Annotated in this window: 17 protein-coding genes and 2 tRNA genes; 13 read left to right on the top strand and 6 right to left on the bottom strand. The window is 60.4% G+C overall.

Annotated elements, in window-relative coordinates:
• Positions 1 to 23: 23 nt before the first annotated feature.
• Positions 24 to 485, bottom strand: a complete 462-nt coding sequence (locus tag ACGHU1_RS07520) for an Lrp/AsnC family transcriptional regulator (RefSeq protein WP_390585260.1) — start codon at positions 483 to 485, stop codon at positions 24 to 26.
• Positions 486 to 734: 249 nt separating this feature from the next.
• On the opposite strand from ACGHU1_RS07520, the gene ACGHU1_RS07515 reads away from it, so the two are divergent.
• The 4 genes from ACGHU1_RS07515 (at position 735) to ACGHU1_RS07500 (ending at position 3,904) form a co-directional block, all read left to right on the top strand.
• On the top strand, positions 735 to 2,522 hold the full coding sequence (locus ACGHU1_RS07515) for a sensor histidine kinase (RefSeq protein WP_390585257.1): 1,788 nt from the start codon (positions 735 to 737) through the stop codon (positions 2,520 to 2,522).
• 91 nt (positions 2,523 to 2,613) lie between these two features.
• On the top strand, positions 2,614 to 3,627 hold the full coding sequence (locus ACGHU1_RS07510; protein ID WP_390585254.1) for a polysaccharide deacetylase family protein: 1,014 nt from the start codon (positions 2,614 to 2,616) through the stop codon (positions 3,625 to 3,627).
• Between the two features lie 85 nt (positions 3,628 to 3,712).
• Positions 3,713 to 3,788 (top strand) — tRNA-Ile (locus ACGHU1_RS07505).
• A 39-nt stretch (positions 3,789 to 3,827) separates the two neighbouring features.
• Positions 3,828 to 3,904 (top strand) — tRNA-Pro (locus tag ACGHU1_RS07500).
• Positions 3,905 to 3,975: 71 nt separating this feature from the next.
• On the opposite strand, the gene ACGHU1_RS07495 is transcribed toward ACGHU1_RS07500, so the two are convergent.
• Together ACGHU1_RS07495 and ACGHU1_RS07490 are read right to left on the bottom strand one after the other, a co-directional pair.
• Complete coding sequence (locus ACGHU1_RS07495; protein WP_390585251.1) at positions 3,976 to 4,374, bottom strand: DUF421 domain-containing protein; 399 nt, start codon at positions 4,372 to 4,374, stop codon at positions 3,976 to 3,978.
• 168 nt (positions 4,375 to 4,542) lie between these two features.
• Positions 4,543 to 5,994, bottom strand: coding sequence for a M28 family peptidase (locus tag ACGHU1_RS07490; protein WP_390585248.1), 1,452 nt, complete (start codon positions 5,992 to 5,994; stop codon positions 4,543 to 4,545).
• 116 nt (positions 5,995 to 6,110) lie between these two features.
• Here ACGHU1_RS07490 and ettA point away from each other — a divergent pair, with 116 nt between their 5' ends.
• Complete coding sequence (gene ettA / locus ACGHU1_RS07485; protein WP_390585246.1) at positions 6,111 to 7,790, top strand: energy-dependent translational throttle protein EttA; 1,680 nt, start codon at positions 6,111 to 6,113, stop codon at positions 7,788 to 7,790.
• 25 nt (positions 7,791 to 7,815) lie between these two features.
• On the opposite strand, the gene ACGHU1_RS07480 is transcribed toward ettA, so the two are convergent.
• On the bottom strand, positions 7,816 to 8,400 hold the full coding sequence (locus tag ACGHU1_RS07480) for a pyridoxamine 5'-phosphate oxidase family protein (RefSeq protein ID WP_390585244.1): 585 nt from the start codon (positions 8,398 to 8,400) through the stop codon (positions 7,816 to 7,818).
• A 187-nt stretch (positions 8,401 to 8,587) separates the two neighbouring features.
• On the opposite strand from ACGHU1_RS07480, the gene ACGHU1_RS07475 reads away from it, so the two are divergent.
• Positions 8,588 to 9,580 carry an RcnB family protein gene (locus tag ACGHU1_RS07475; RefSeq protein WP_390585242.1) on the top strand — a complete coding sequence of 331 codons (993 nt, stop codon included), beginning with the start codon at positions 8,588 to 8,590 and terminating at the stop codon, positions 9,578 to 9,580.
• Positions 9,581 to 9,749: 169 nt separating this feature from the next.
• On the top strand, positions 9,750 to 10,418 hold the full coding sequence (locus ACGHU1_RS07470; protein WP_390585241.1) for a prolyl hydroxylase family protein: 669 nt from the start codon (positions 9,750 to 9,752) through the stop codon (positions 10,416 to 10,418).
• Positions 10,419 to 10,451: 33 nt separating this feature from the next.
• Here ACGHU1_RS07470 and ACGHU1_RS07465 read toward each other — a convergent pair whose 3' ends face one another.
• Positions 10,452 to 12,071 (bottom strand): lysine--tRNA ligase, encoded by a 1,620-nt coding sequence (locus tag ACGHU1_RS07465; protein WP_390585560.1) that lies wholly within the window; start codon positions 12,069 to 12,071, stop codon positions 10,452 to 10,454.
• A gap of 299 nt (positions 12,072 to 12,370) precedes the next feature.
• On the opposite strand from ACGHU1_RS07465, the gene ACGHU1_RS07460 reads away from it, so the two are divergent.
• Both ACGHU1_RS07460 and ACGHU1_RS07455 read left to right on the top strand, forming a co-directional pair.
• Entirely contained in the window at positions 12,371 to 12,739 is a 369-nt protein-coding gene (locus ACGHU1_RS07460) for a hypothetical protein (protein ID WP_390585239.1), read from the top strand.
• 29 nt (positions 12,740 to 12,768) lie between these two features.
• Entirely contained in the window at positions 12,769 to 13,857 is a 1,089-nt protein-coding gene (locus tag ACGHU1_RS07455; RefSeq protein WP_390585237.1) for a transporter, read from the top strand.
• A gap of 97 nt (positions 13,858 to 13,954) precedes the next feature.
• Here ACGHU1_RS07455 and ACGHU1_RS07450 read toward each other — a convergent pair whose 3' ends face one another.
• Positions 13,955 to 14,374, bottom strand: a complete 420-nt coding sequence (locus tag ACGHU1_RS07450) for a nuclear transport factor 2 family protein (protein ID WP_390585235.1) — start codon at positions 14,372 to 14,374, stop codon at positions 13,955 to 13,957.
• 134 nt (positions 14,375 to 14,508) lie between these two features.
• Between ACGHU1_RS07450 and ACGHU1_RS07445 the strand changes: the two genes are divergently transcribed.
• The 4 genes from ACGHU1_RS07445 (at position 14,509) to ACGHU1_RS07430 (ending at position 20,044) form a co-directional block, all read left to right on the top strand.
• Entirely contained in the window at positions 14,509 to 17,274 is a 2,766-nt protein-coding gene (locus ACGHU1_RS07445) for an ATP-dependent DNA helicase (RefSeq protein ID WP_390585557.1), read from the top strand.
• Complete coding sequence (locus tag ACGHU1_RS07440; RefSeq protein WP_390585233.1) at positions 17,271 to 18,353, top strand: helix-turn-helix domain-containing protein; 1,083 nt, start codon at positions 17,271 to 17,273, stop codon at positions 18,351 to 18,353. The genes ACGHU1_RS07445 and ACGHU1_RS07440 overlap by 4 nt, the downstream gene beginning before the upstream one ends.
• Before the next feature lie 105 nt (positions 18,354 to 18,458).
• Complete coding sequence (locus ACGHU1_RS07435; RefSeq protein WP_390585231.1) at positions 18,459 to 19,316, top strand: sterol desaturase family protein; 858 nt, start codon at positions 18,459 to 18,461, stop codon at positions 19,314 to 19,316.
• A gap of 185 nt (positions 19,317 to 19,501) precedes the next feature.
• On the top strand, positions 19,502 to 20,044 hold the full coding sequence (locus ACGHU1_RS07430; RefSeq protein WP_390585229.1) for a SixA phosphatase family protein: 543 nt from the start codon (positions 19,502 to 19,504) through the stop codon (positions 20,042 to 20,044).
• The last annotated feature ends 8 nt before the right edge of the window (positions 20,045 to 20,052 follow it).

Genomic DNA, 20,052 nt, shown 5'->3' with positions numbered 1-20,052 from the left:
TGGCCCAACGCCGCCTTTCCCACTTAAAGCGGGACGCCGGGCACCTGTTTAGAGGTGCGGATGGTCAACGACGTTTTCACGCTTTCGACATTGGGTGCAGGCGTCAGCTTTCCGGTCAGGAATTCCTGAAAGCTCTGCAAATCCTGACTCACGATCTTGAGGATAAAATCAATCTCGCCATTCAGCATATGACATTCGCGCACCTCCGCGAGGCCAGCCATGTGGTCTTCGAATTCGCGCAGCGCGCTTTCTGCCTGACTTTTAAGGCTGACCATCGCAAAAACGGTGATGGCGAAACCCAGTTTTGATGGGTCGAGATCGGCATGATAGCCGCGTATGACGCCGTCTTCTTCCAACCCGCGCACCCGGCGCAGACAGGGCGGCGCGGTCAATCCGACGCGCTGTGCCAGCTCCACATTGGTGACGCGGCCCTCTGCCTGAAGCTCGGAAAGCAGGCGCTTGTCGATATCGTCAAGATTGGCCATTGTTACCCAGTTCCCCAATGCGACAGCAGCGCCGCTCGATCCAGCGCCGCAATGGAATGATCATTTAAGCGTAAGAACATGCCTGCAAGCATGCGTGCAACGCTAATATTATTAGGTTTGCCAGCAATTGTCCCGCTTTGCAACGCAGTGTGACTGTTCGCGTTTAACATTTATCTCATGGTGTAAGCGTCATCATGGAATCCGAGTGCCCAAATCATTGCGCGCATCGTTTACATAATTGGAGCTTTGATGTTTTTTGACGACCGCCTTGCTACTGTGCTGCGCCAACGCGCCGCGAGCGAGGCTGGCGCGCGCACACAGTTCAGGCAATTGCTCGACATCCTCGGCAACCGTAAATTCGCCTCGCAGGATGATCGCAGCCACAGCATGGTCGCGGCGGCATGGCTGCGCCTTCAAAAACTCGCCGAGGATATTCCGGCCCGCAACCGTGCTGAGATGATCCGCGAGGCCGGATGGCGGTTTCGCAACCCCGATCTTGCCGCGCATCTGGCGGAGCAGGAACCGGACGTCGCATCCGCTGCGCTGAACCGCGTCCAGCTTTCCGCAGAGGAATGGTCCAGCCTGATCCCGCGCCTGCCGGTGCGTGCGCGCGGGTTTTTGCGGCTGCGGCGCGATCTGCCGCTCGATACAGAGGCTTTGCTCGAAAGGTTGGGCGTGCATGACCGCGGGCTGCCGCGCCCTGAAATTCGAGATAAAGCCCTAGCCGCAGAGCCGGCAATCGCGCAGCCGGACGTATCGCTCGTGTCACAGGCCACGCAGCCTGACCTATCGACCGGCGATACAGAGCCGCCACGCAGAGACACGCCCCAGCCGGCGCGCGCGATGGATGCCGCTGATAGCGGGCGCAGCGAAATCTCCGCTTTGGTCGAACGAATAGCGCAGTTCCGCCGCACGCGCGATCTGACGCCGACCGACACGGACCGCTCCCCGCGCCTGCCGCTGGGCGAAGTCACCCAGCCGGTTGAGCGGCGCAGCACGGCATTCGGGTTTTCCGCAGACGCATCGGGCCGAATCAATTGGGCGGAAAGCGAAGTCGCCCCGATGGTTGTCGGCACACGGTTGGTGCGCCCGCCCGTGCTGGGCGAAGCGGACGGCGAAAGCGTGCTGGAGCGCGCATTCAGCAGGCGGCAACCGATTTCCCAGGCGGCATTCGAGATCGAAGGGGCGGGCGACATTGCCGGACGCTGGATCGTGGATGCCCAGCCCTCTTTTACCAAGGATGGAAATTTCTCCGGTTATCTAGGCCGGTTCAGGCGGCTGGGCGGCGGCGGCCGCGATGCCAATTCGCCTGCCGCACGCGAAGCGGACCGCATCCGGCAATTGCTGCACGAATTGCGCACGCCGGTGACAGCGGTTCAGGGGTATGCGGAGGTGATCCAGCAGCAATTGTTCGGCCCTGCCCCGCATGAATATCGCGCTCTGGCTGCAGCGATTGCATCGGATGCAGCACGTATCCTAGCCGGATTTGAAGAGCTGGACCGGCTCGCCAAGCTGGAAACGGGCGCAATCGAGACAGAGGCGGGCGCGACCGACCTCACCGCGCTTGCACAGCAGGTGACAAACCAGATCGGCCAAGTGCTGCGCGCCCGGATGGCGGGGATCGATTTCGATGCAGAGGCGGCGGGCGACGTGCCGATCATGCTGCATCCCGATGATGCCGAGGCGCTAATATGGCGATTGCTGGCGACACTGGGCGGCCTGTGCGCCTCGGGTGAAATGCTGGGCGCCGAAATAACGGTTGAGGGCGAACGGGCGCTGCTTACCTGCGACCTGCCGACTCAGCTGATTGAAGAAGACGACATTTTCGCAGCCGAGGCAAAGCCGGTTGGCAACGCGATCAATTCGGGAATTTTCGGCGCCGGATTTTCGTTAAGGCTGGCCCGCGCCGAGGCCGAGGCCGCTGGTGGCCATCTGGCGGTGAGCGACGAGGATGTGACGCTGTGCCTGCCGCTCTTGACCGGAGAGGACGCCCTGCCTAGCCCTGATAATGTGGATCAAGCCGGCGCGCGGGCCTGACACCCAAATCCGCCAATGCGCGGACCGCAATCGCTAGAAAGCCGGTTCGCCCGACATATGGCGGCCAGATATATCCGGGAGGGCGTTTGCGATGGCACAGGGCTCTATTCTTGATCCAGCGCCGCCGGGCGGAATGGCCGATCTGGGCGAAGATTTCGGCCGGCGGGTTCTGCTGACCGTCGATACGGAAGAAGAATTCGACTGGAACGGCCCCTTCACACGCGACAGGCACGGCCTGACCCACGTGCCCGTCATCGCCGATTTCCAGCAATTGTGCGAGAATCTGGGCGCTCTCCCGGTTTATCTGTGCGATTGGCCCATTCTCAACGATTCCGCAGCGACCGCCATCATCTCCGACGCTGTAAACCGCGGCGCGGCAGAGGCAGGCATCCAGCTTCATTCATGGGTCACTCCGCCCTTTGAAGAGGAGCTGGGCGCACGCAATTCCTTCGCCGGGAACCTTCCACCTGAACTTGAGGCGGCAAAGCTGAACGCGCTGTGCGAGGCTTATGAAAACGCCTTCGGAAAGCGGCCGCTTGCCTTTCGCAGTGGTCGATACGGCCTGGGTCCGCAAAGCGTGGCGATGCTGAAAAAGGCAGGCATCCGGATTGACCTATCCGTGCGTCCCCTTTTCGATTACAGCGCAGAGAAAGGGCCGGATTACTCCGATCATCCAGTGCGTCCCTATTGGGCAAACGCAGACCGCAGCGTGCTGGAGCTGCCATTGACGAGCGTTTACGGCGGAATTGCCCGCCAGTTCGGCAAGTCGCTGCGAAAGGCGTCGGGCGCGATGCCGATGGTCAATTCCGCGCTGTCACGGCTATCGCTGCTAGAACGGATTCCGCTCACGCCCGAAGGTGTGACCAGTGATGAGGCAAGGACTGCCATCGACCTTGCGCTGGATGACGGGCTGTCGCTGCTCGTGATGTCGCTGCACAGCCCCTCTCTCGCCCCGGGGAACACGCCTTATGTCCGCACTGCGCAAGACCTCGAAACGCTGCAAGCATGGATGCGCGATATCTATGCCCATCTCGACCGGCGCGGGATCAGGTCAACGACGACGCAGGCGGTTTTCTCGGCAGTAAATGGACAAATCGAAAAATAAGCGCGGCTTGGTGCTTGTGAATCGTGAATTGCCGCTGTAGGGGGCCGTTCTCGTTCGCGCCGCAAAGCGACGCTGAGGACTTTGTGGGCCTGTAGCTCAGCGGTTAGAGCTGGCCGCTCATAACGGCTAGGTCGCGGGTTCGAATCCTGCCGGGCCCACCAAGGCCTCTTGCAGGGCACGCGGACGAGTGAAATGAATGTCGGGGAGTGGCGCAGCCAGGTAGCGCACCTGTTTTGGGTACAGGGGGTCGGAGGTTCGAATCCTCTCTCCCCGACCATCATTTCAACGAATTAGGCATTTCAACAATTTGGGCATTTCCGGGGTCCGAGAACCCTGACCCGCCACGCCTCAATCGGTTTGCACCTGCTCGATCAGCTGTTCACTCAATCTGTCACCGTGCAGGACTGACACGTCCCCGGTCGTCTCCAGCACGACCGCCCGCACCTCTGAAAAATCGAGCACATTCGCCTCGCGCAGCTTTGCGATCAGATCGCTTTTAGTAACGCGCGTTTTCGTGAGCGCATCGTGCAGAATCTCACCGTCCCGCATCAACATGACCGGTTCGTTCTGGGCAAAATCCTGAAACGCATCGGACGATTTGCGCAGGCGGGCTGACATGGCCTGAGCGAAAACTATGGCTCCCATCGCGATTGATGCCTGAAAAAAACCCGCCCAATCGGTCGCCTGGGCAGCCCCCGCCAATACGCTGCCAAGCGCAACCGTTGCAACGAAATCGAAATTCGTCATCTTGGACAAGGTCCTCAGGCCGTTGATACGGATGATTATAGTTATCCATATTAGCGCGATGGCACCAAGGATCAGGCCGCGAAGGACCACATCAAATTCTGTTTGCGAAACGAAAATAGCTGCTCTCCCTTTTCCAACAGAACGCACGTGGCGGGCGAAAGGTGCCGGTTATTCTTCCATGATTGCAGGCGCGCTCGGGATCGGGCCGCCGGTCTGGATCGAAGTCGGCTCATTTGCGAGAATGCCGACCACCTGCGTCCACACGGCGACGTTCTGACGCAGTTGCACCGGATCAATCTTGTCCAGCGTATCATCCGGCGTGTGGTGGAGATCGAAATAGCGCGTGCCGTCCTGTTGCAGGTCAATAATCGCGCCGCCCTGATCGCGAACGATGTTAAGGTCTGCTCCGCCGCTTGCCCGAATGGCCGAATTGGCGACCCCGAACCGTGCAACCGCCTGCGCGATCCGCGCGTGAAGATCGGCGTTCGTCTCACGGAAATTGCTTTCAAAGCGCCAGACACGGTCCGCACCGAAATCGCTTTCCAGACCTACGGCAATTTTTTCGTCGATATGCGCCAGTGAATAGGCGCTCGATCCGAACAGCCCGACTTCTTCGGCACCTGCAAAAAGCACGCGAATGGTGCGAAGCGGCTGGCCTGTTTTCTGCACATTCAGCGCCGCAGCTGCAATGATTCCACAACCCGCACCATCATCGAAAGCACCCGGCGCATTCCACCAGCTGTCGAGATGACAGGCAAGCAAGACAGGCGGCAGATATGGATTGCTGCCGACGATCTCGCCAACGACATTGCCGCTAATGGTTGTGCCGAGATCTTCCGGTGTCAGCGTCAATTTCATCGTGATCGGCCGGCCATCGGCGCGTTCGAACATCCGTTCGAGGTTCGCTGCATCCGGCAGCGACAACGCGCCAGCGGGAGTTGGCACAGCGCGGCCCACATCGGTGGATCCATCGGCGCGGCGGAATGTAGTGCCCCCGACATGCGGATTGCGGTGATAATCCGTGCCGACCGATTTGATGACCGTGGCGACCGCGCCTTTCTGTTTGGCAATGCCTGCGCCGACCCAGCGCGCTGGTCCTGCAAATCCGTATTGCGAGCCGTCCTGCGTGGGCGTCATCGAATGCGAGATATACGCGATCTTGCCCGTCAGGCTGCCTTCTGGCGCGGCCCGCAGCGCATCAACGTTATCAAACAGAACCACCTCTGCGGTGATGCCATCAGGCCCGGTAGAGGCACTTCCGCCAAGCGGCTGGATCACGAATGGCTGCGGAAACGGGCTCACGATTTCAGCGCGGTGAATTTCGCCTGGCACCCACGTTTCCATCTCGAACGGTTCATCGGCTACATTCTGAAAACCGTGGGCAGTAAGCCACTGCATCGCCCAATTGCGCCCGCGCGTTTCCGCCTCGGTCCCCGCCTGACGCGGCCCCACTTCGGTTGTGACACCTTCGACAAAATCCCAGGCGTACGTATCGGCAGTCAACGCTTTATCCGCCGCAGCCTCCAGCGTGGTCGGTGTATCATGCGATCCGTGTCCGTCGGCGGCAAGCGGCGCGGAGAGGCAAAGGATGGCGGCGGAGAGAAAGAGTGCTTTTTTCATAAGTTTGGCTGCTATCGCCGCTGCCGGTCCAAGTCCAGCTTGCCCTCCCCGTGTCTGCGCCCTATTTGCAGTGCCAAGCAATCCATGCACTTTTCTGATCTACAAGGACGACCCCGATGGCCGCGCAATACGCCTATGTCATGAAGAACATGACGAAAACTTTCCCCGGCGCCCCGAAGCCGGTGCTGAGCAACATCAGCCTGCAATTCTACCAAGGCGCGAAAATCGGCATCGTCGGCCCCAATGGCGCAGGCAAATCGACCCTGATCAAGATCATGGCCGGGATCGATACGGATATCACGGGCGAGGCATGGGCCGGCGAGAACATAACCGTCGGTTACCTCCCGCAGGAACCGCAGCTGGATGAAAGCAAAACGGTTCTGGAAAACGTTCGCGAAGGCGCTGGCGAAACCGCCACCATGGTCGAACGGTTCAACGCGATCTCTGCCGAAATGGGCGATCCGCAGGACGACACCGATTTCGATGCGCTGATGGAAGAAATGGGCGTGCTTCAGGAAAAGATCGACGCGGTCGATGGCTGGACTCTCGACAACCAGCTCGAAATTGCGATGGAGGCACTGCGCTGCCCGCCCTCCGATGCGGCAGTCACGAACCTTTCCGGCGGTGAGAAACGCCGCGTCGCGCTGACCCGGTTGCTGATCCAGAAACCGGGCATCTTGCTGCTGGACGAACCGACCAACCACCTTGACGCAGAATCGGTCGAATGGCTGGAAAACCATCTCAAGGAATATGCCGGCGCCGTGCTGATGATTACGCACGATCGCTACTTCCTGGACAATGTTGTCGAATGGATTCTGGAGCTGGATCGCGGCTCTTACTACCCATACGAGGGCAATTATTCGACCTACCTTGAGAAGAAGGCAAAGCGGCTCGAGCAGGAAAGCCGCGAGGAAAGCGGGCGTCAAAAGGCGCTGTCGCGCGAGCTGGAATGGATCAAGCAGACACCGGCGGCGCGTCAGACGAAATCAAAGGCGCGTATTCGCAAGTTTGAACAGCTTCAGGATGCGCAGGGCGACCGCAAGCCGGGCAAGGCGCAGATCGTTATTCAGGTTCCCGAACGCCTTGGCAGCAAGGTGATCGAGGCGAACAATATCTCGAAAGCATACGGCGATAAACTGCTGTTCGAAAACCTGTCCTTCAAACTGCCGCCCGGCGGCATCGTTGGCGTGATCGGTCCGAACGGCGCGGGCAAATCAACGCTGTTCAAGATGATCACCGGGCAGGAAACCCCCGACACCGGCACCATCGAAATCGGCGACACTGTCCACCTTGGATACGTCGATCAGAGCCGCGATGACCTGACGCCGACCAACAATGTCTGGGAGGAAATCTCCGACGGGCTTGATTACATGCAGGTCAATGGTCACGACACCTCGACCCGCGCCTATGTCGGCGCGTTCAATTTCAAGGGCGGCGACCAGCAAAAGAATGTCGGCAAGCTTTCCGGTGGTGAGCGTAACCGCGTGCACATGGCCAAGATGCTGAAGCAGGGCGGAAACGTGTTGCTGCTGGACGAACCGACCAACGATCTCGACGTGGAAACGCTGGGCGCGCTGGAAGAGGCGATTGAGAACTTCGCTGGCTGCGCCGTGGTTATCTCGCACGACCGTTTCTTCCTGGACCGTCTGGCGACCCACATCCTCGCATTTGAAGGCAACAGCCATGTCGAATGGTTCGAGGGAAATTTCGAATCGTACGAGGAAGACAAGCGCCGCCGTCTGGGCGATGCGGCGGACCGTCCGACGCGTCTCGCTTATAAAAAGCTGACGCGCTGATACCTGCAAACAGGGTGGCGACCGCTTACGGCGTCACCCAATTGCCGCTCCAATCACTCCCGTCGCCGCGAGCGAATTGCGCGCGCTGATGGCCGCTATTGGCGAGGTAAAGCCAGTCGATCTGCTGCAGTTCGATCAGCAGAACCGCGAAATTCTCCCGCGCAGGGGCGATTTGTTCGTCGGTGGGCTGGATGCCCTCCGCCCAGTCCGGCAGTCCCGACGTTGGCGCAACCGACGCGCTACCGGGACCATCGCCCAGATAACAGCGCCGGGCGAAATTGGTCGCATCATTCCACGCCGCGTCTGCAACCGGACCGCTTTGTTCGATCCGTCCGATACCCTTTGCACGGATCTGGATTTTCGCACCCTTGTCATACAGCAGCACCGCCATTTGCGGATCGGCTGCGATCACCTTCGCCTTTGGCGCGCGCGCATCGGTGTGGAAACGCAGCGTCCAGGTGCTTCGGTCGAAGTCCCGCAGGACCATCACCCGCGCATCGACATCGCTGGTGACCACGACTGGCGAATGCATCGGCACTTTGCGATCCTTTGCCCCGCGGATCAAACGGTCGGCAACGTCGCGGCGCACATCATCTAGGGTGGTGAACATCGTGCTCAATTGGTCCTTTGAGTGGGGCAATCAAGCCTGTTAATAAAAACATCGGCGAACATTAACAAAAGCCTGCATGAGTGGTTAAGGGTCACGACAGCGACTCGCCGGTAGAAGCTTCGTATCAAGTCGTAACGTTAAGTATCAAATAGCCGTTTGTGGTGGGGCGGTAACACAGGAGGCACTCTTGAACGTAACCCTATTATTAAAGGGAAGTGCGCTGTCGGCCCTCGCTTTTGCGCTGGCTTTGGTAGCTCCGCCCGAAGAAGCCATGGCAGCGACCAATGCGGTCGAAGCCGAAGCTGAACAACCCGAAAGCCGAAGCGAACGCCGCGCAGAACGCCGCAGCGAACGCCGCAGCACCCGTCAGAACAACCGCGGACAGCAGCGCGAGGCGCGGCAGAACAATCGCGGCCAGCGCAGCGATGCGCGGCAAAACAATCGCGGCGAGCGGCAGGAAACGGGTCAACGCAATCGCGGAGAGCGTCAGCAAACCCGCCAGAACAATCGCGGGCAGCGCCAACAGGCTGCAGAAAACCGTGGTCAGCGTCAGCAGGTTCGCGAGGACCGCAACTTCCGCAACCAGGCGCAGCAGCGCCGTTCGGATCGTGCAGTTGAACGCCGGGCAGAACGGCGCGTTGATCGCCGCAATGATCGGCGCGTAGAACGTCAGGTTGATCGGCGCGTAGAGCGTCAGGTTGACCGCCGCGTGGAACGCCGCAACGAACGCCGCGTCGATCGGGCTCGTAATCAGGGGTTCCGCAATGGTGTACGGTCCGAGAGGCGCCGTGACGCCCGTGAAGATCGCAGGGATTATCGCCGTGACACACGCCGGGCATATAACCGGGCCTACCGCAATGGTAATTACCGCAAATGGAACCGCACCTGGCGTCAGAACCGCCGGTACAATTGGAACAACTACCGGTATTCAAACCGCAGCCTGTTCCGTCTTGGCCGGTATTACGCGCCGTTCCGCGGTCACCGTTACAACCGGATCAATATAGGGTTCTACCTCGATAACCTGTTCTTCTCGTCGAGGTATTACATCAACGATCCGTGGCGTTATCGTCTGCCGGAGGTGTACGGTCCATATCGCTGGGTCCGCTATTATGACGACGTAATGCTGGTGGATATCTACACAGGCGAAGTGGTCGACGTGATCTACGATTTCTTCTGGTAATTCACACCCTCTTCTCATCTTATCGATGAGGCACAGACCCCCGCTGGAGCAATCCGGCGGGGGTTTTTCTTTGCAACAGGCAACCGTCACGGAGCAAACCTCGCGCGCTGCCATTCAGCAAAAGTTCGGTTTTGACCTTGCATCCTCAACCCGACTAACGGTGGACATCATGACCAAGACCAAAGCGATTCCCGATCAGGCCGGGCTGAAACGTCTCGGCAAAAGCGTGCGGGAGCGGCTGGACGCCGATCCGGGCGCCTACCGGATCGAGACGGACAAGGCCGATATGTATGCGATCGGCGACTTTCTCAGCGCATCGGAATGCGAGCGGCTGTGCGTGATGATTGATCTGATCGCGCGGCCATCCTCCCTGCACGAAATCGGGTATGAAAGCAGCTTTCGCACCTCTTATTCGGGCGATCTTGATCCCACCGACAGTTTCGTCATGGGCATATCGCGCCGGATCGACGATCTGCTTGGCATGAACCCTATCGTGGGGGAGGCGATCCAGGGGCAGCGGTATCTGGAAGGGCAACAGTTCAAACCTCACAATGACTGGTTCTACACCTCCGAAAAATACTGGGAGCATGAACGCAAACGCGGCGGCCAGCGCAGTTGGACCGCGATGGCCTATCTCAATGAAGTGGGCGCTGGCGGCGGCACGCATTTCACCGAGATCGGCATCAATGTTGAGCCGAAACCCGGCGTCCTGCTGGTGTGGAACAACGCCACCCCGGACGGCATCCCGAACGAGGCGACGATGCACGCTGGAACCCCGGTCCTGAAAGGCAGCAAATACGTCATTACCAAGTGGTATCGCACCCGGAAGTGGACGTAGGAAAGCGCAATTCGGGCGTTCAGGCCCGCGCGCCTATGCTCTAGCCAGCGCCTCTGCGATCAGTTTGCGGCTCGGCTCCAGCCCGTAGAGCGTAATGAAACTGCCCATGCGCGGCCCCTGCTCACTGCCCAGCAGCGTTTCATACAGCGCCCGGAACCAGTCGCGCAGGTTTTCAAATCCGAACTCCTCGCGCTTTCCGATTTCGTAGACCATAGTCTGCAAATCTTCTGCCGTGATGCCCGGTTCGACAGAGGCCAGCGCAGCGTCCAACGCCTGCAAGGCCGCGATCTCTCCGCCCACAGGCGCACGCTTGTTCAAAGTCGGAGCGACGAATACGCGGTTGTAATTGATCGCCTTTTCAACCAGCAGATCAAGCTCGGGGTGCGCAGCGGGATCGGCGTTCTCGATATAATTGTCGAGGTATGACCAGACCGCATCCTTGCTTGCCCCGGCCCCCAGCACGCCCACCAGATTGAGCAGCAGGCTGAACGGCACCGGCAGGCTGTCGCCAGCACCCGGAGCGTCCGCGCCCACTTCGCTCTCATTCGCGCGCAGCATGTGCCACGCCGCATTGCCAAGCTGCTTGTCCAGCGGCTGTTCGGTCAGCCGTTCGCGGAATTGCCAGTAATCGTCGATTGCCTTGGGAATGACGCCGGCATGCAATTGCTTGGCGCTTTTCGGGTTGGCGAAGATGTAAAAGCCAAGGCTGTCCTTGGTCCCGTATTCCAGCCATTCGTCGATCGAAAGGCCGTTGCCTTTCGACTTGGAGATTTTCTCACCCTTGGAATCGAGGAACAGCTCGTAAATCAGCCCCTCCGGCTTATTCCCGCCGAGCACGCGCGCGATCTTGCCCGATTGCACGCCGCTATCGGTCAGATCCTTGCCATACATTTCATAATCCACGCCCAGCGCGACCCAGCGCATCGCCCAGTCAACCTTCCACTGGCATTTGGACTGGCCGCCCAGCGCACTTTGTTCGATCACGCTGCCGTCTTCATCGGTGAAGCGAATCGTGCCCGCCGCTGCATCGACCACTTCGATGGGCACCTGAAGCACCGCGCCGGTTGATGGACTGACCGGCATGACCGGAGAATATGTTTGGCGGCGCTCTTCGCCCAATGTCGGCAGCATGATGTCCATGATGGCATCGAAATGCGTGAGGACACCGCGCAGCGCATCGTCAAACTCGCCGGAATTGTAACGGTCCGATGAACTTACAAATTCATAATCGAAGCCGAAACTGTCGAGGAATTCGCGCAGCATCGCATTGTTGTGCGCGGCAAAACTGTCAAACGGCGTGTTGAACGGATTGGGGATGCGCGATAGTGGCTTTCCCAGATGCTCGGTCAGCATATCCTGCTGCGGCACGTTGTCGGGCACTTTGCGCAGGCCGTCCATATCATCGGAAAACGCGACCAGCCGCGTCGGCGCGCCGCCGGTCAGCGTTTCATAGGCGCGGCGCACCCATGTCGTGCGCAGCACCTCCTGAAAAGTGCCGATATGCGGCAGGCCCGACGGACCATAGCCGGTTTCAAACAGCACCGGCGCATCGCCCGGTTTTCCGCCGCGCAGCCGCTTTGCGAGGCGTTGTGCCTCCTGAAATGGCCATGCCTTGGATGAACGGGCTGCGTCTGTGAGTGCTGTTTCTGTCATAGTCCGGCGGCTTTTATGGAAGGCTGGCAATGTTGCAAGCGCGAAGGTTTGGCGGCGCATGGCCGATTTGTAGGACGTGCATGACAGATCGGGCAAAGTGTCATGCAGGTCATACAGGGTGTTCTGCTGTGTTTTCAGAGTGATACGAATGTAGGCATCGGGTGACATTTCTCCAACTTATGACCGCAATGATCGGCGCGCCATTTGGGTCCGCCATAGCCGGGTCGGGTCATGTAGGACAGCGGTCAGGTCTCCGCATTTTGCTTGTTCGGCTCTCGCCGCACGCTAAACAGACGGACATGGATCGGCGCAGACGGCCCGTATTTCTCACCTTGATGCTGCTGGCGATTGCCGTCCGCAGCGTAGTTGGCGCGCCGTGCTGTCTGGATATGGCGCGGGCCGCTCCGCTCGCTGCCGAAACGTCCATGCCAGACCATGCCCATCACTCCGCATCGGCGGCTGAGGGCGGTAGTCATGACAATCATTCAGGTAACAATGCCGCCAATCCGTGCTGCTCTGCCTGCGGTCCGACGCTTCCGCCCGAAACACCTTCAATCGGCGGAATTATCGCGCCGCGTGAAATGCCACAGCCTGCGCCCATCCGCGCGCTGGCAACCCGTCCGCCCTATCCCGCATACGAAGCGACTGGCCCGCCGATCCTGATCTGAACAGCACTTTCAGATTTCAGGAGAATACAATGACTACGCTTTACAGGGCGGGCAGTATGCTCGCACTCGCTGGCGCGCTGTGCGCCGCTGCTCCCGCTATGGCTGATGAAGGTCACGATGATAGCAAATCCGGCGTCGATGCGCTGGACCATGCGCCCATCGGTGTGATGGGCGATCACCGCCATGCAAAGGGCGAATGGATGATAAGCTACCGGCTGATGCATATGGACATGGCCGGTATCCAGATCGGCACCGACAGCGTGACGCCGGAACAGGTTGCGACCACCGTGCCCAATCGCTTTTTCGGAGAGACTGGTCAGCCGCCGACGCTGCGGATCGTGCCGACATCGATGCGGATGGACATGCATATGGCGGGCATGATGTATGGGCTATCCGATCAGGTCACGCTGATGGTGATGGGCAATTACATCACCAAAGAGATGGACCACATCACCTTTCAAGGCGGTGCCGGAACAACGCAGCTTGGCAATTTCCGCACCCGCACCGCTGACCTTGGCGATACCAAGGTGGGCGCGCTTATCGGTCTGACTGACAATGTCCACATCAATGCGGGTATATCGGTCCCGACCGGCACCATCACCGAAGAGGCTGAAATCCTCACACCGATGGGCGCGGCACCGACCGTGCGCACGCCCTATCCGATGCAGATCGGGTCGGGCACGTGGGATCTGGAGCCGGGCATTACCTACCGCGCGCAATCGGAAAAGTTCGGCTGGGGCGCGCAGGTAAAGGGCGTTATCCGGATCGGCGAAAACGATGCCGATTACTCACTCGGCGATAAAGCGATGGCCACGGCATGGTTCGCCGCATCGCTGGCACCGTCCGTCGCCCTTTCAGCCCGCGTTCAGGCGGAAATGATAGGGCGTGTGGACGGCATTGATCCGGCCATCATCGGTCCGGTTCAAACTGCCAACCCCGATTTTCAAGGTGGAGAAAGCGTGACCGCATTCGGCGGCGTGAATTACGCTGCGACCGGCGGTGCGCTGAAAGGATGGCGTTTGGGCGTCGAAGCTGGCCTGCCACTGGTGCAGGACCTCAACGGCCCGCAAATGCCAACCGATTACACCGTGACGGTCGGGGTTCAGAAAAGCTTTTAAAAGCTTGCCCTGAGACTTCGGTCCGCAGGGTCGCAGGAGAGGGGTGGTGTAGGCCGTGCAGACCTGTGCTGCCCCTCTTTACGCTGCCTCTAAGCCATCAATACGCGGTCAAGGAGGCGATCTTTCCGCCCTTTACCTGATACTCCGAATAGGAGCAGCAAACCTCAGTGCCATCGGCGAACGTGTAGGCTACTGATAGGTAGACATTGCCGCCGCTCATACCGCTATCGTCGATGCGAATGCCGGGCGCGCCGGGGCCGAAATTGAGCGCATACATCTGTTTGATCTGCGCGCGTCCTACTGCCGTCATGCCGTTGGCGGTGACCACTGCGTCCGGCGCGAAGGTCGCCACAAACCGGTCGAGATTGCCCGATCTATAGGCATCGACATGGGCCTGCACCGCCCTGATGCTGGCGGCATCCGCCGCATTTTCCTGAGCCATGGCCATCGGTGCCGACACCGCCGCTGGCACGGCGGCGACGAAAGCCGCCGCTGCAAGTGCAATTCTGAACTGCATAAAAACCCCCACATCCGGTTTTTTCGAGCATATCTCGTCCAAACTATCCGCCCCAATCGTTTACTTTTCGTTCTCGTTTGCGCATTCCTACCGAAGTGAACGCCCCCTCCTCTCCCTCCTTTGAACCTCTTCCCCTGCCCGCGCTCCATGCGAACCATGGCGGCAACTGGCTGCGATCTCCCACCGGAGAAACGGGCGCGGTGTCAAAAGGCGACGCCATCATGGCGGCATCGGACACGCCGGTGCTGATCCTGAATGCGCCGCTGGTCGCGAGCAGGCTCGGCTATCCCGATCTTTCGGGGCTGGACCTGCTGGAATTGTTCGCCTTCGTTCACCCTGCGCGGTTCTGCGTGCCGACGCCGCGCGGGCTGGCGCAGGCGCTGGAGATTGAAGAGCCTGCGGGCGATGAGGACGTGCCCAAATTCCTGCAATTGGCGGCGGGCGCGCTCGTCGCTGCGTGCGAGAACCCCGACTGGTTTGAACGGCAGGGCGCATGGAGCGTGCTGCAATCAATGGAGCGGCTGCGCTGGCCGTGGGCGCAGGTTATCAAACCGCATGTCGCGCGGCCTGAAAAGGCGGAGAAATGGCTGTTCGCTACCCTGCCCGAATGGGAGGAAACGCCCGAACGCGGCGCTCCTCGGCAGGTTGAACTGCCGGTGGACGATGTGCTCGCCCAGCTTGATCACCTGACAGGCGAGGCTGCCGAAAAACGCGAAGGACAGCGTGCCTATTCGGCGGACACTGCGCGCATCTTTGCCCCGCGTGACAAACAGGAATTGCCGCATATGGCTCTGGCGCAGGCCGGGACCGGGATTGGCAAGACGCTCGGCTATCTCGCCCCGTCATCGCTGTGGGCGGCGGCTTCGGGCGGGACTGTGTGGGTGTCGACCTTTACCAAGAACCTGCAGCGCCAATTGCGCAGTGAAAGCCGCCGAGCATGGCCCGTCAAACGCCCCGATGGCACCCCGCCCGTCGTCGTGCGCAAGGGGCGCGAGAATTATCTTTGCCTGCTCAATCTGGAGGACGCGCTGCAAGGCGGCTTTGCCGGTCGCCCCGCTATTCTGGCGCAGCTGGTGGCGCGCTGGGCCGCCTTTACCCGCGATGGCGACATGATCGGCGGCGATCTGCCCGGTTGGCTCGGCACGCTGTTTCGCAAACGCGGAATCGCAGCCCTCACCGATCAGCGCGGCGAGTGCATCTATGCCGGATGCCCGCACTACCGCAAATGCTTCATCGAACGCGCCGCGCGTGACAGTGCGCAGGCCGATCTGGTGATTGCCAACCATGCGCTCGTCATGGTCAACGCGGCGCGCGGGCGCGATCATGCCCAGCGCCCCACCCGCCTGATCTTTGATGAGGGGCACCACGTTTTCGAAGCAGCGGATTCGACCTTTGCCGCGACGCTCTCGGGGCAGGAAGCCATTGAGCTGCGCCGCTGGATCATGGGGCCGGAGCGCAAGAACCGGGGCCGGCGTCGGGGACTAGCCGCGCGCCTCGCCGATGTTGCAAGCTATGACGATGCCGGCGGAGAAGCGATTGAGGATGCGTGTGAGGCGGGCGCGGCGCTACCCGGTGAGGGATGGCTGCAACGCCTTGTCGAGGGCGAACCATCGGGCGAGATTGAACAGCTGCTCGCCGCAGTCCGCACGGCGACCTATGCCCGCGATGAAAGCGTCAATGGATCAAAGGGCCAGGAGGCAGGCTACGGCATCGAGACAGAGGCATCCGGCCTGCCCGGCGAAGTGATCGAGGCCGCTGGCGCCGCTGCCGAGGCGCTCGCCGCGATCCGCATACCATTGATCCGGCTGGGCGGACGGCTGGAGGCGATCATGGCCGATCCGCCGGACTGGCTCGACGGACAAGGGCGCGCGCGGATCGAGGGGGCGCGGTTCTCGCTTCAGTGGCGGGTCGATCTGATCGCCGCGTGGGAAGCTTTGCTGGCCCGGCTCGGCGGACCTGCCGATCCTGAGTTCGTCGACTGGCTGGCCGTCGATCGCAGCGATGCGCGCGAGTTCGATGTCGCGATCCACCGCCGCTGGCTCGACCCGATGAAGCCGTTTGCGCGCACCGTGCTGGAACCGGCGCACGGCGTGATGCTGACCAGCGCCACGCTGACCGACCGGATCGGATCGCAGGCGGGCGACCCGTGGGAATCGGCCATAGACCGGTCCGGCGCGGCGCATATCGAAAGCCAGCCGCTGCTGTCGGCCGCGCAAAGCCCGTTCGATTACGCCGCGCGCGCCGAAGTGCTGATCATCACCGACGTCAAAAAGGGCGATCTTCCGGGATTGGCGGGCGCGTATGCCCGGCTGATCGAGGCGAGCAAGGGCGGCGTGCTGGGCCTGTTCACCGCAATCCGCCGGATGCGCGCGGTGCATGGCCGCATTGCAGACCGGCTCGCACGCGAAGGCCTGCCGATCTATGCCCAGCACGTCGATCCCATCGACACCGGAACGCTGGTCGATATTTTTCGCGATGATCCCCATGCCAGCCTGCTTGGCACAGATGCCCTGCGTGACGGGGTGGACGTGCCAGGCCGCAGCCTGCGCTGCGTCGTGCTGGAGGCAGTGCCGTGGCCGCGGCCCGATATCCTGCACAAGGCGCGACGGGCTGCGTCGGGTTCAGGCAGCCAGTATGACGACCGCATCATCCGCGCACGGATCGCGCAGGCATTCGGGCGGCTGATCCGTAACAAGGATGATACCGGCCATTTCGTCGTCCTGTCCGCCGCATTTCCGAGCCGTCTGTTAAGCGCCTTTCCCGAAGGCACATCGGTCCGCAGGGTGACTTTGGATGAAGCGCTTCACCGGATCGAACACGGATTGATCGGCGAAGAGACGGAGCAGATTGCCGAAACAGATGGTAATCGCTCGTCACAGGAGCCAGACACCATTCCATGATCGAAGAATGGGTCTTTCTCGTCCGCGCGCTTTCCATTGGTAGCGGACTGACGCTGATCGCCATGGTCGCGGCCAGCGAAGTGCGCTTGTCGCTGCGGGTGCCGCTGATCGGTATGCTGGTCGGCGTGATCGGTTACCTGCTCAATTCGACCCCGCTGATGGGTGCGCAGGGGCAGCTGGACCCGCTCGTGGATTTCGTGGCGCTATCATCGCCGTTCTGGATATGGCTGTTCGGTCGCCGTCTGTTCGAACGCGGGCCTGAACGGCGCATCATGTTTGGTGCTGCGGGGGTCATGATTTTCGCGTGGTTCATCCAGAATTTCGTGCCCGTGACAGGACAATCCGGGTTTGTCCTGCTGCATGTCGCCGCGCTCATATTGATCGCGGACCTTGTGCGCGTGGGTATATTCGAGCGCGAGGATGATCTGGTTGAACAACGCCGGATCATACGCCTGTGGCTCCCACTGCTTGCCGCTGCGCAGGCGGGGCAGATCCTGATCGTTGAATTGCTGGAAATGGTGTCGGATTTCGACAGCAGCTATCCGCCCGCCTCGCTGCTCAATTCGGTGATCATCCTCCTCATCATGCTGTTCGCCGCGCTCGCCCTGTTTCGCACCGAACACGAATTGCTTCCCGCGGCGAAAACCGTGCCGGATGAACCTGCTGTCACACCAGCATTGCCTGACCTTAGCCCGTCGGAAAAAGTGCTGAATGACAAACTGAAAGGCGCAATTGCAGAAGGTTTATTCCGCGAGCCTGGCCTGACGATTGCGGCGCTGGCAGAGCATCTCGACACGCCGGAACACCGCCTGCGCGCGCTCATCAACCGCCGCCTTGGCTACCGCAATTTTTCCGCCTTCCTCAACCTGCACCGCATTGCCGAGGCGCGCGAAAAACTGTCCGACCCGCAGGCCGTTGACCTGCCGATCCTGACCATCGCAATGGATCTTGGCTACAATTCCCTACCCACATTCAACCGCGCATTCCGGTCCGAAACCGGCACAACGCCCAGCGATTTCAGGCGTAAAGCGTTCGGCGGCGCGGGCGAAGAGCCTGCCGATGCGGTTGTTCAAAACTGAAAATCTAAGAACGATTTCGGAATTGATGCGGATTGTGCGCGGGTGAGACGCGCGGTGTGATAGCCTGCTTCATACAGCGGACATCAACCGCCCTGGAGATGCCCGATGACCGCACCCGAACAAAACCTAACCTTTGCAAATGCGGTGGACCGCGTGGGCGAGCATTTCCTGAACGTCATCTATTTCGACGGCGGCCGCTATCTGATCGCTGCCGGCGTGCTCACGCTGTTCCTGCTGGTGTTTAACACATGGGCCACCAATCGCCGCATCCAGCGCGCGCGAAAGGCAGGCGCTGCTGATTACCGGCGGGAAATATTGTCATCGGGCCGCACGATCCTGGTGTTCGCGGTAACGACGCTGGCGACGCTGGTGGGCCGCGAAATGGGCCTCATCAATTTCAAGATGAACGATCCGGCGCTGTTTACAATCCTGTGGCAGTTTGCACTGATCGTGCTGGTCCATGATGCGTATTTCTACTGGATCCACCGCGCGATGCATTCAAAGGCGCTGTTTCGCGCAACCCATCTTCACCACCACAAATCGCGCACACCAACACCGTGGACGGCCTACAGCTTTTCCAGTGCAGAGGCGGTGTTTGAGGCTGGTTTCATGCCGCTGTTCCTGCTCGTCACGAGCCAGCTCGGCCTTGCCTATGCGGGTTATGCGATCCTGTTTTTCCTGTGGCACATGATCATTCGCAACGTGATGGCCCATGCCGGGTCAGAGCTGTTTCCCGCAGGCTGGGTCGACAACCCGCTCACCAGCTGGATCAGCACCACGACGCATCACGATCTGCACCATTCGTCAGGCCACAATTACGGGTTCTACTTTACGTTTTGGGACAAGTGGATGGGCACCGAACATCCGCGATACAAGCACGAATTTCGCAAGAATGCCAAGCCGCTGATCATGTTCGGCCGCAAGGGCGATGCGGCTGCCGCGCCAGCCGCCGAAACGATCTGACAGCAAATCCTTTACAGTAACGGTCTGCGCTCTCCTCGCGCGGTCCGGCGGCAGTCTCTCTGGCTTTCTACGCAGAAGTCATGAGGCTGCCGCATTTGCTTTACACAGCAGCCCGGATCGTGCTCAAGGGAACGGCGCAGGTCATGCTTATGCCGCGCAATTATTGACATGGAGCTTGCAAGCGGGTGACGAAAATCCTCGGCCTCTTACGGCATGCCAAATCGGATTGGGACGATGTGGCGCAGCGCGATTTCGATCGCGGGCTGAATGATCGCGGACGCCGCGGGGCAAAGCTGATCGGGGATCACATTCGCAGCCACGGAATCAAATGGGACCAGCTGGCAGCAAGCCCCGCAGCGCGGGTTGTTGCCACGCTGGAGACGGCGCTTCCCGAATACGAGCCGCATTATGACAAGCGGCTTTATCTCGCCAGCTCCGATACGATTGTGGAAACGGTGCAGGATCTGGCGCAGCAGGGCGACGCGGAGCCGGATACGGTGCTGGTCGCAGGGCACAATCCGGGGTTGCAGGAGGTCCTGCTCGATCTGGTATCGCCCAGCCATGAGAACGATTTGTTCAAAGAGGCTTCGGTCAAGTTTCCCACCGCCACCTTTGCAGTGCTGGAATGCCAGATCGACAGCTGGTCGGACCTTAAGAATTACTGCGCGAAAATCGTTCACTTTGCCCGGCCGCGTGATCTTGATCCCGAGCTTGGCCCGGAACACTAAAGACGGGA

The organism is Erythrobacter sp. MTPC3 (assembly GCF_042854385.1).
Classification (GTDB): domain Bacteria; phylum Pseudomonadota; class Alphaproteobacteria; order Sphingomonadales; family Sphingomonadaceae; genus Erythrobacter.
The sequence above is the reverse complement of the archived record's forward strand: the minus strand, read 5'-3'. Positions and strand labels throughout refer to the sequence as shown.

Excerpts from the sequence above, each read along its gene's own strand:
- ACGHU1_RS07460 (WP_390585239.1), top strand. The coding sequence starts at position 12,371 with ATGGATCGGCGCAGACGGCCCGTATTTCTCACCTTGATGCTGCTGGCG.
- ACGHU1_RS07510 (WP_390585254.1), top strand. The coding sequence starts at position 2,614 with ATGGCACAGGGCTCTATTCTTGATCCAGCGCCGCCGGGCGGAATGGCC.
- ACGHU1_RS07455 (WP_390585237.1), top strand. The coding sequence starts at position 12,769 with ATGACTACGCTTTACAGGGCGGGCAGTATGCTCGCACTCGCTGGCGCG.
- ACGHU1_RS07520 (WP_390585260.1), bottom strand. The coding sequence starts at position 485 with ATGGCCAATCTTGACGATATCGACAAGCGCCTGCTTTCCGAGCTTCAG.
- ACGHU1_RS07490 (WP_390585248.1), bottom strand. The coding sequence starts at position 5,994 with ATGAAAAAAGCACTCTTTCTCTCCGCCGCCATCCTTTGCCTCTCCGCG.
- ACGHU1_RS07440 (WP_390585233.1), top strand. The coding sequence starts at position 17,271 with ATGATCGAAGAATGGGTCTTTCTCGTCCGCGCGCTTTCCATTGGTAGC.
- ACGHU1_RS07465 (WP_390585560.1), bottom strand. The coding sequence starts at position 12,071 with ATGACAGAAACAGCACTCACAGACGCAGCCCGTTCATCCAAGGCATGG.
- ACGHU1_RS07515 (WP_390585257.1), top strand. The coding sequence starts at position 735 with ATGTTTTTTGACGACCGCCTTGCTACTGTGCTGCGCCAACGCGCCGCG.
- ettA (WP_390585246.1), top strand. The coding sequence starts at position 6,111 with ATGGCCGCGCAATACGCCTATGTCATGAAGAACATGACGAAAACTTTC.
- ACGHU1_RS07480 (WP_390585244.1), bottom strand. The coding sequence starts at position 8,400 with ATGTTCACCACCCTAGATGATGTGCGCCGCGACGTTGCCGACCGTTTG.
- ACGHU1_RS07470 (WP_390585241.1), top strand. The coding sequence starts at position 9,750 with ATGACCAAGACCAAAGCGATTCCCGATCAGGCCGGGCTGAAACGTCTC.
- ACGHU1_RS07435 (WP_390585231.1), top strand. The coding sequence starts at position 18,459 with ATGACCGCACCCGAACAAAACCTAACCTTTGCAAATGCGGTGGACCGC.
- ACGHU1_RS07495 (WP_390585251.1), bottom strand. The coding sequence starts at position 4,374 with ATGACGAATTTCGATTTCGTTGCAACGGTTGCGCTTGGCAGCGTATTG.
- ACGHU1_RS07450 (WP_390585235.1), bottom strand. The coding sequence starts at position 14,374 with ATGCAGTTCAGAATTGCACTTGCAGCGGCGGCTTTCGTCGCCGCCGTG.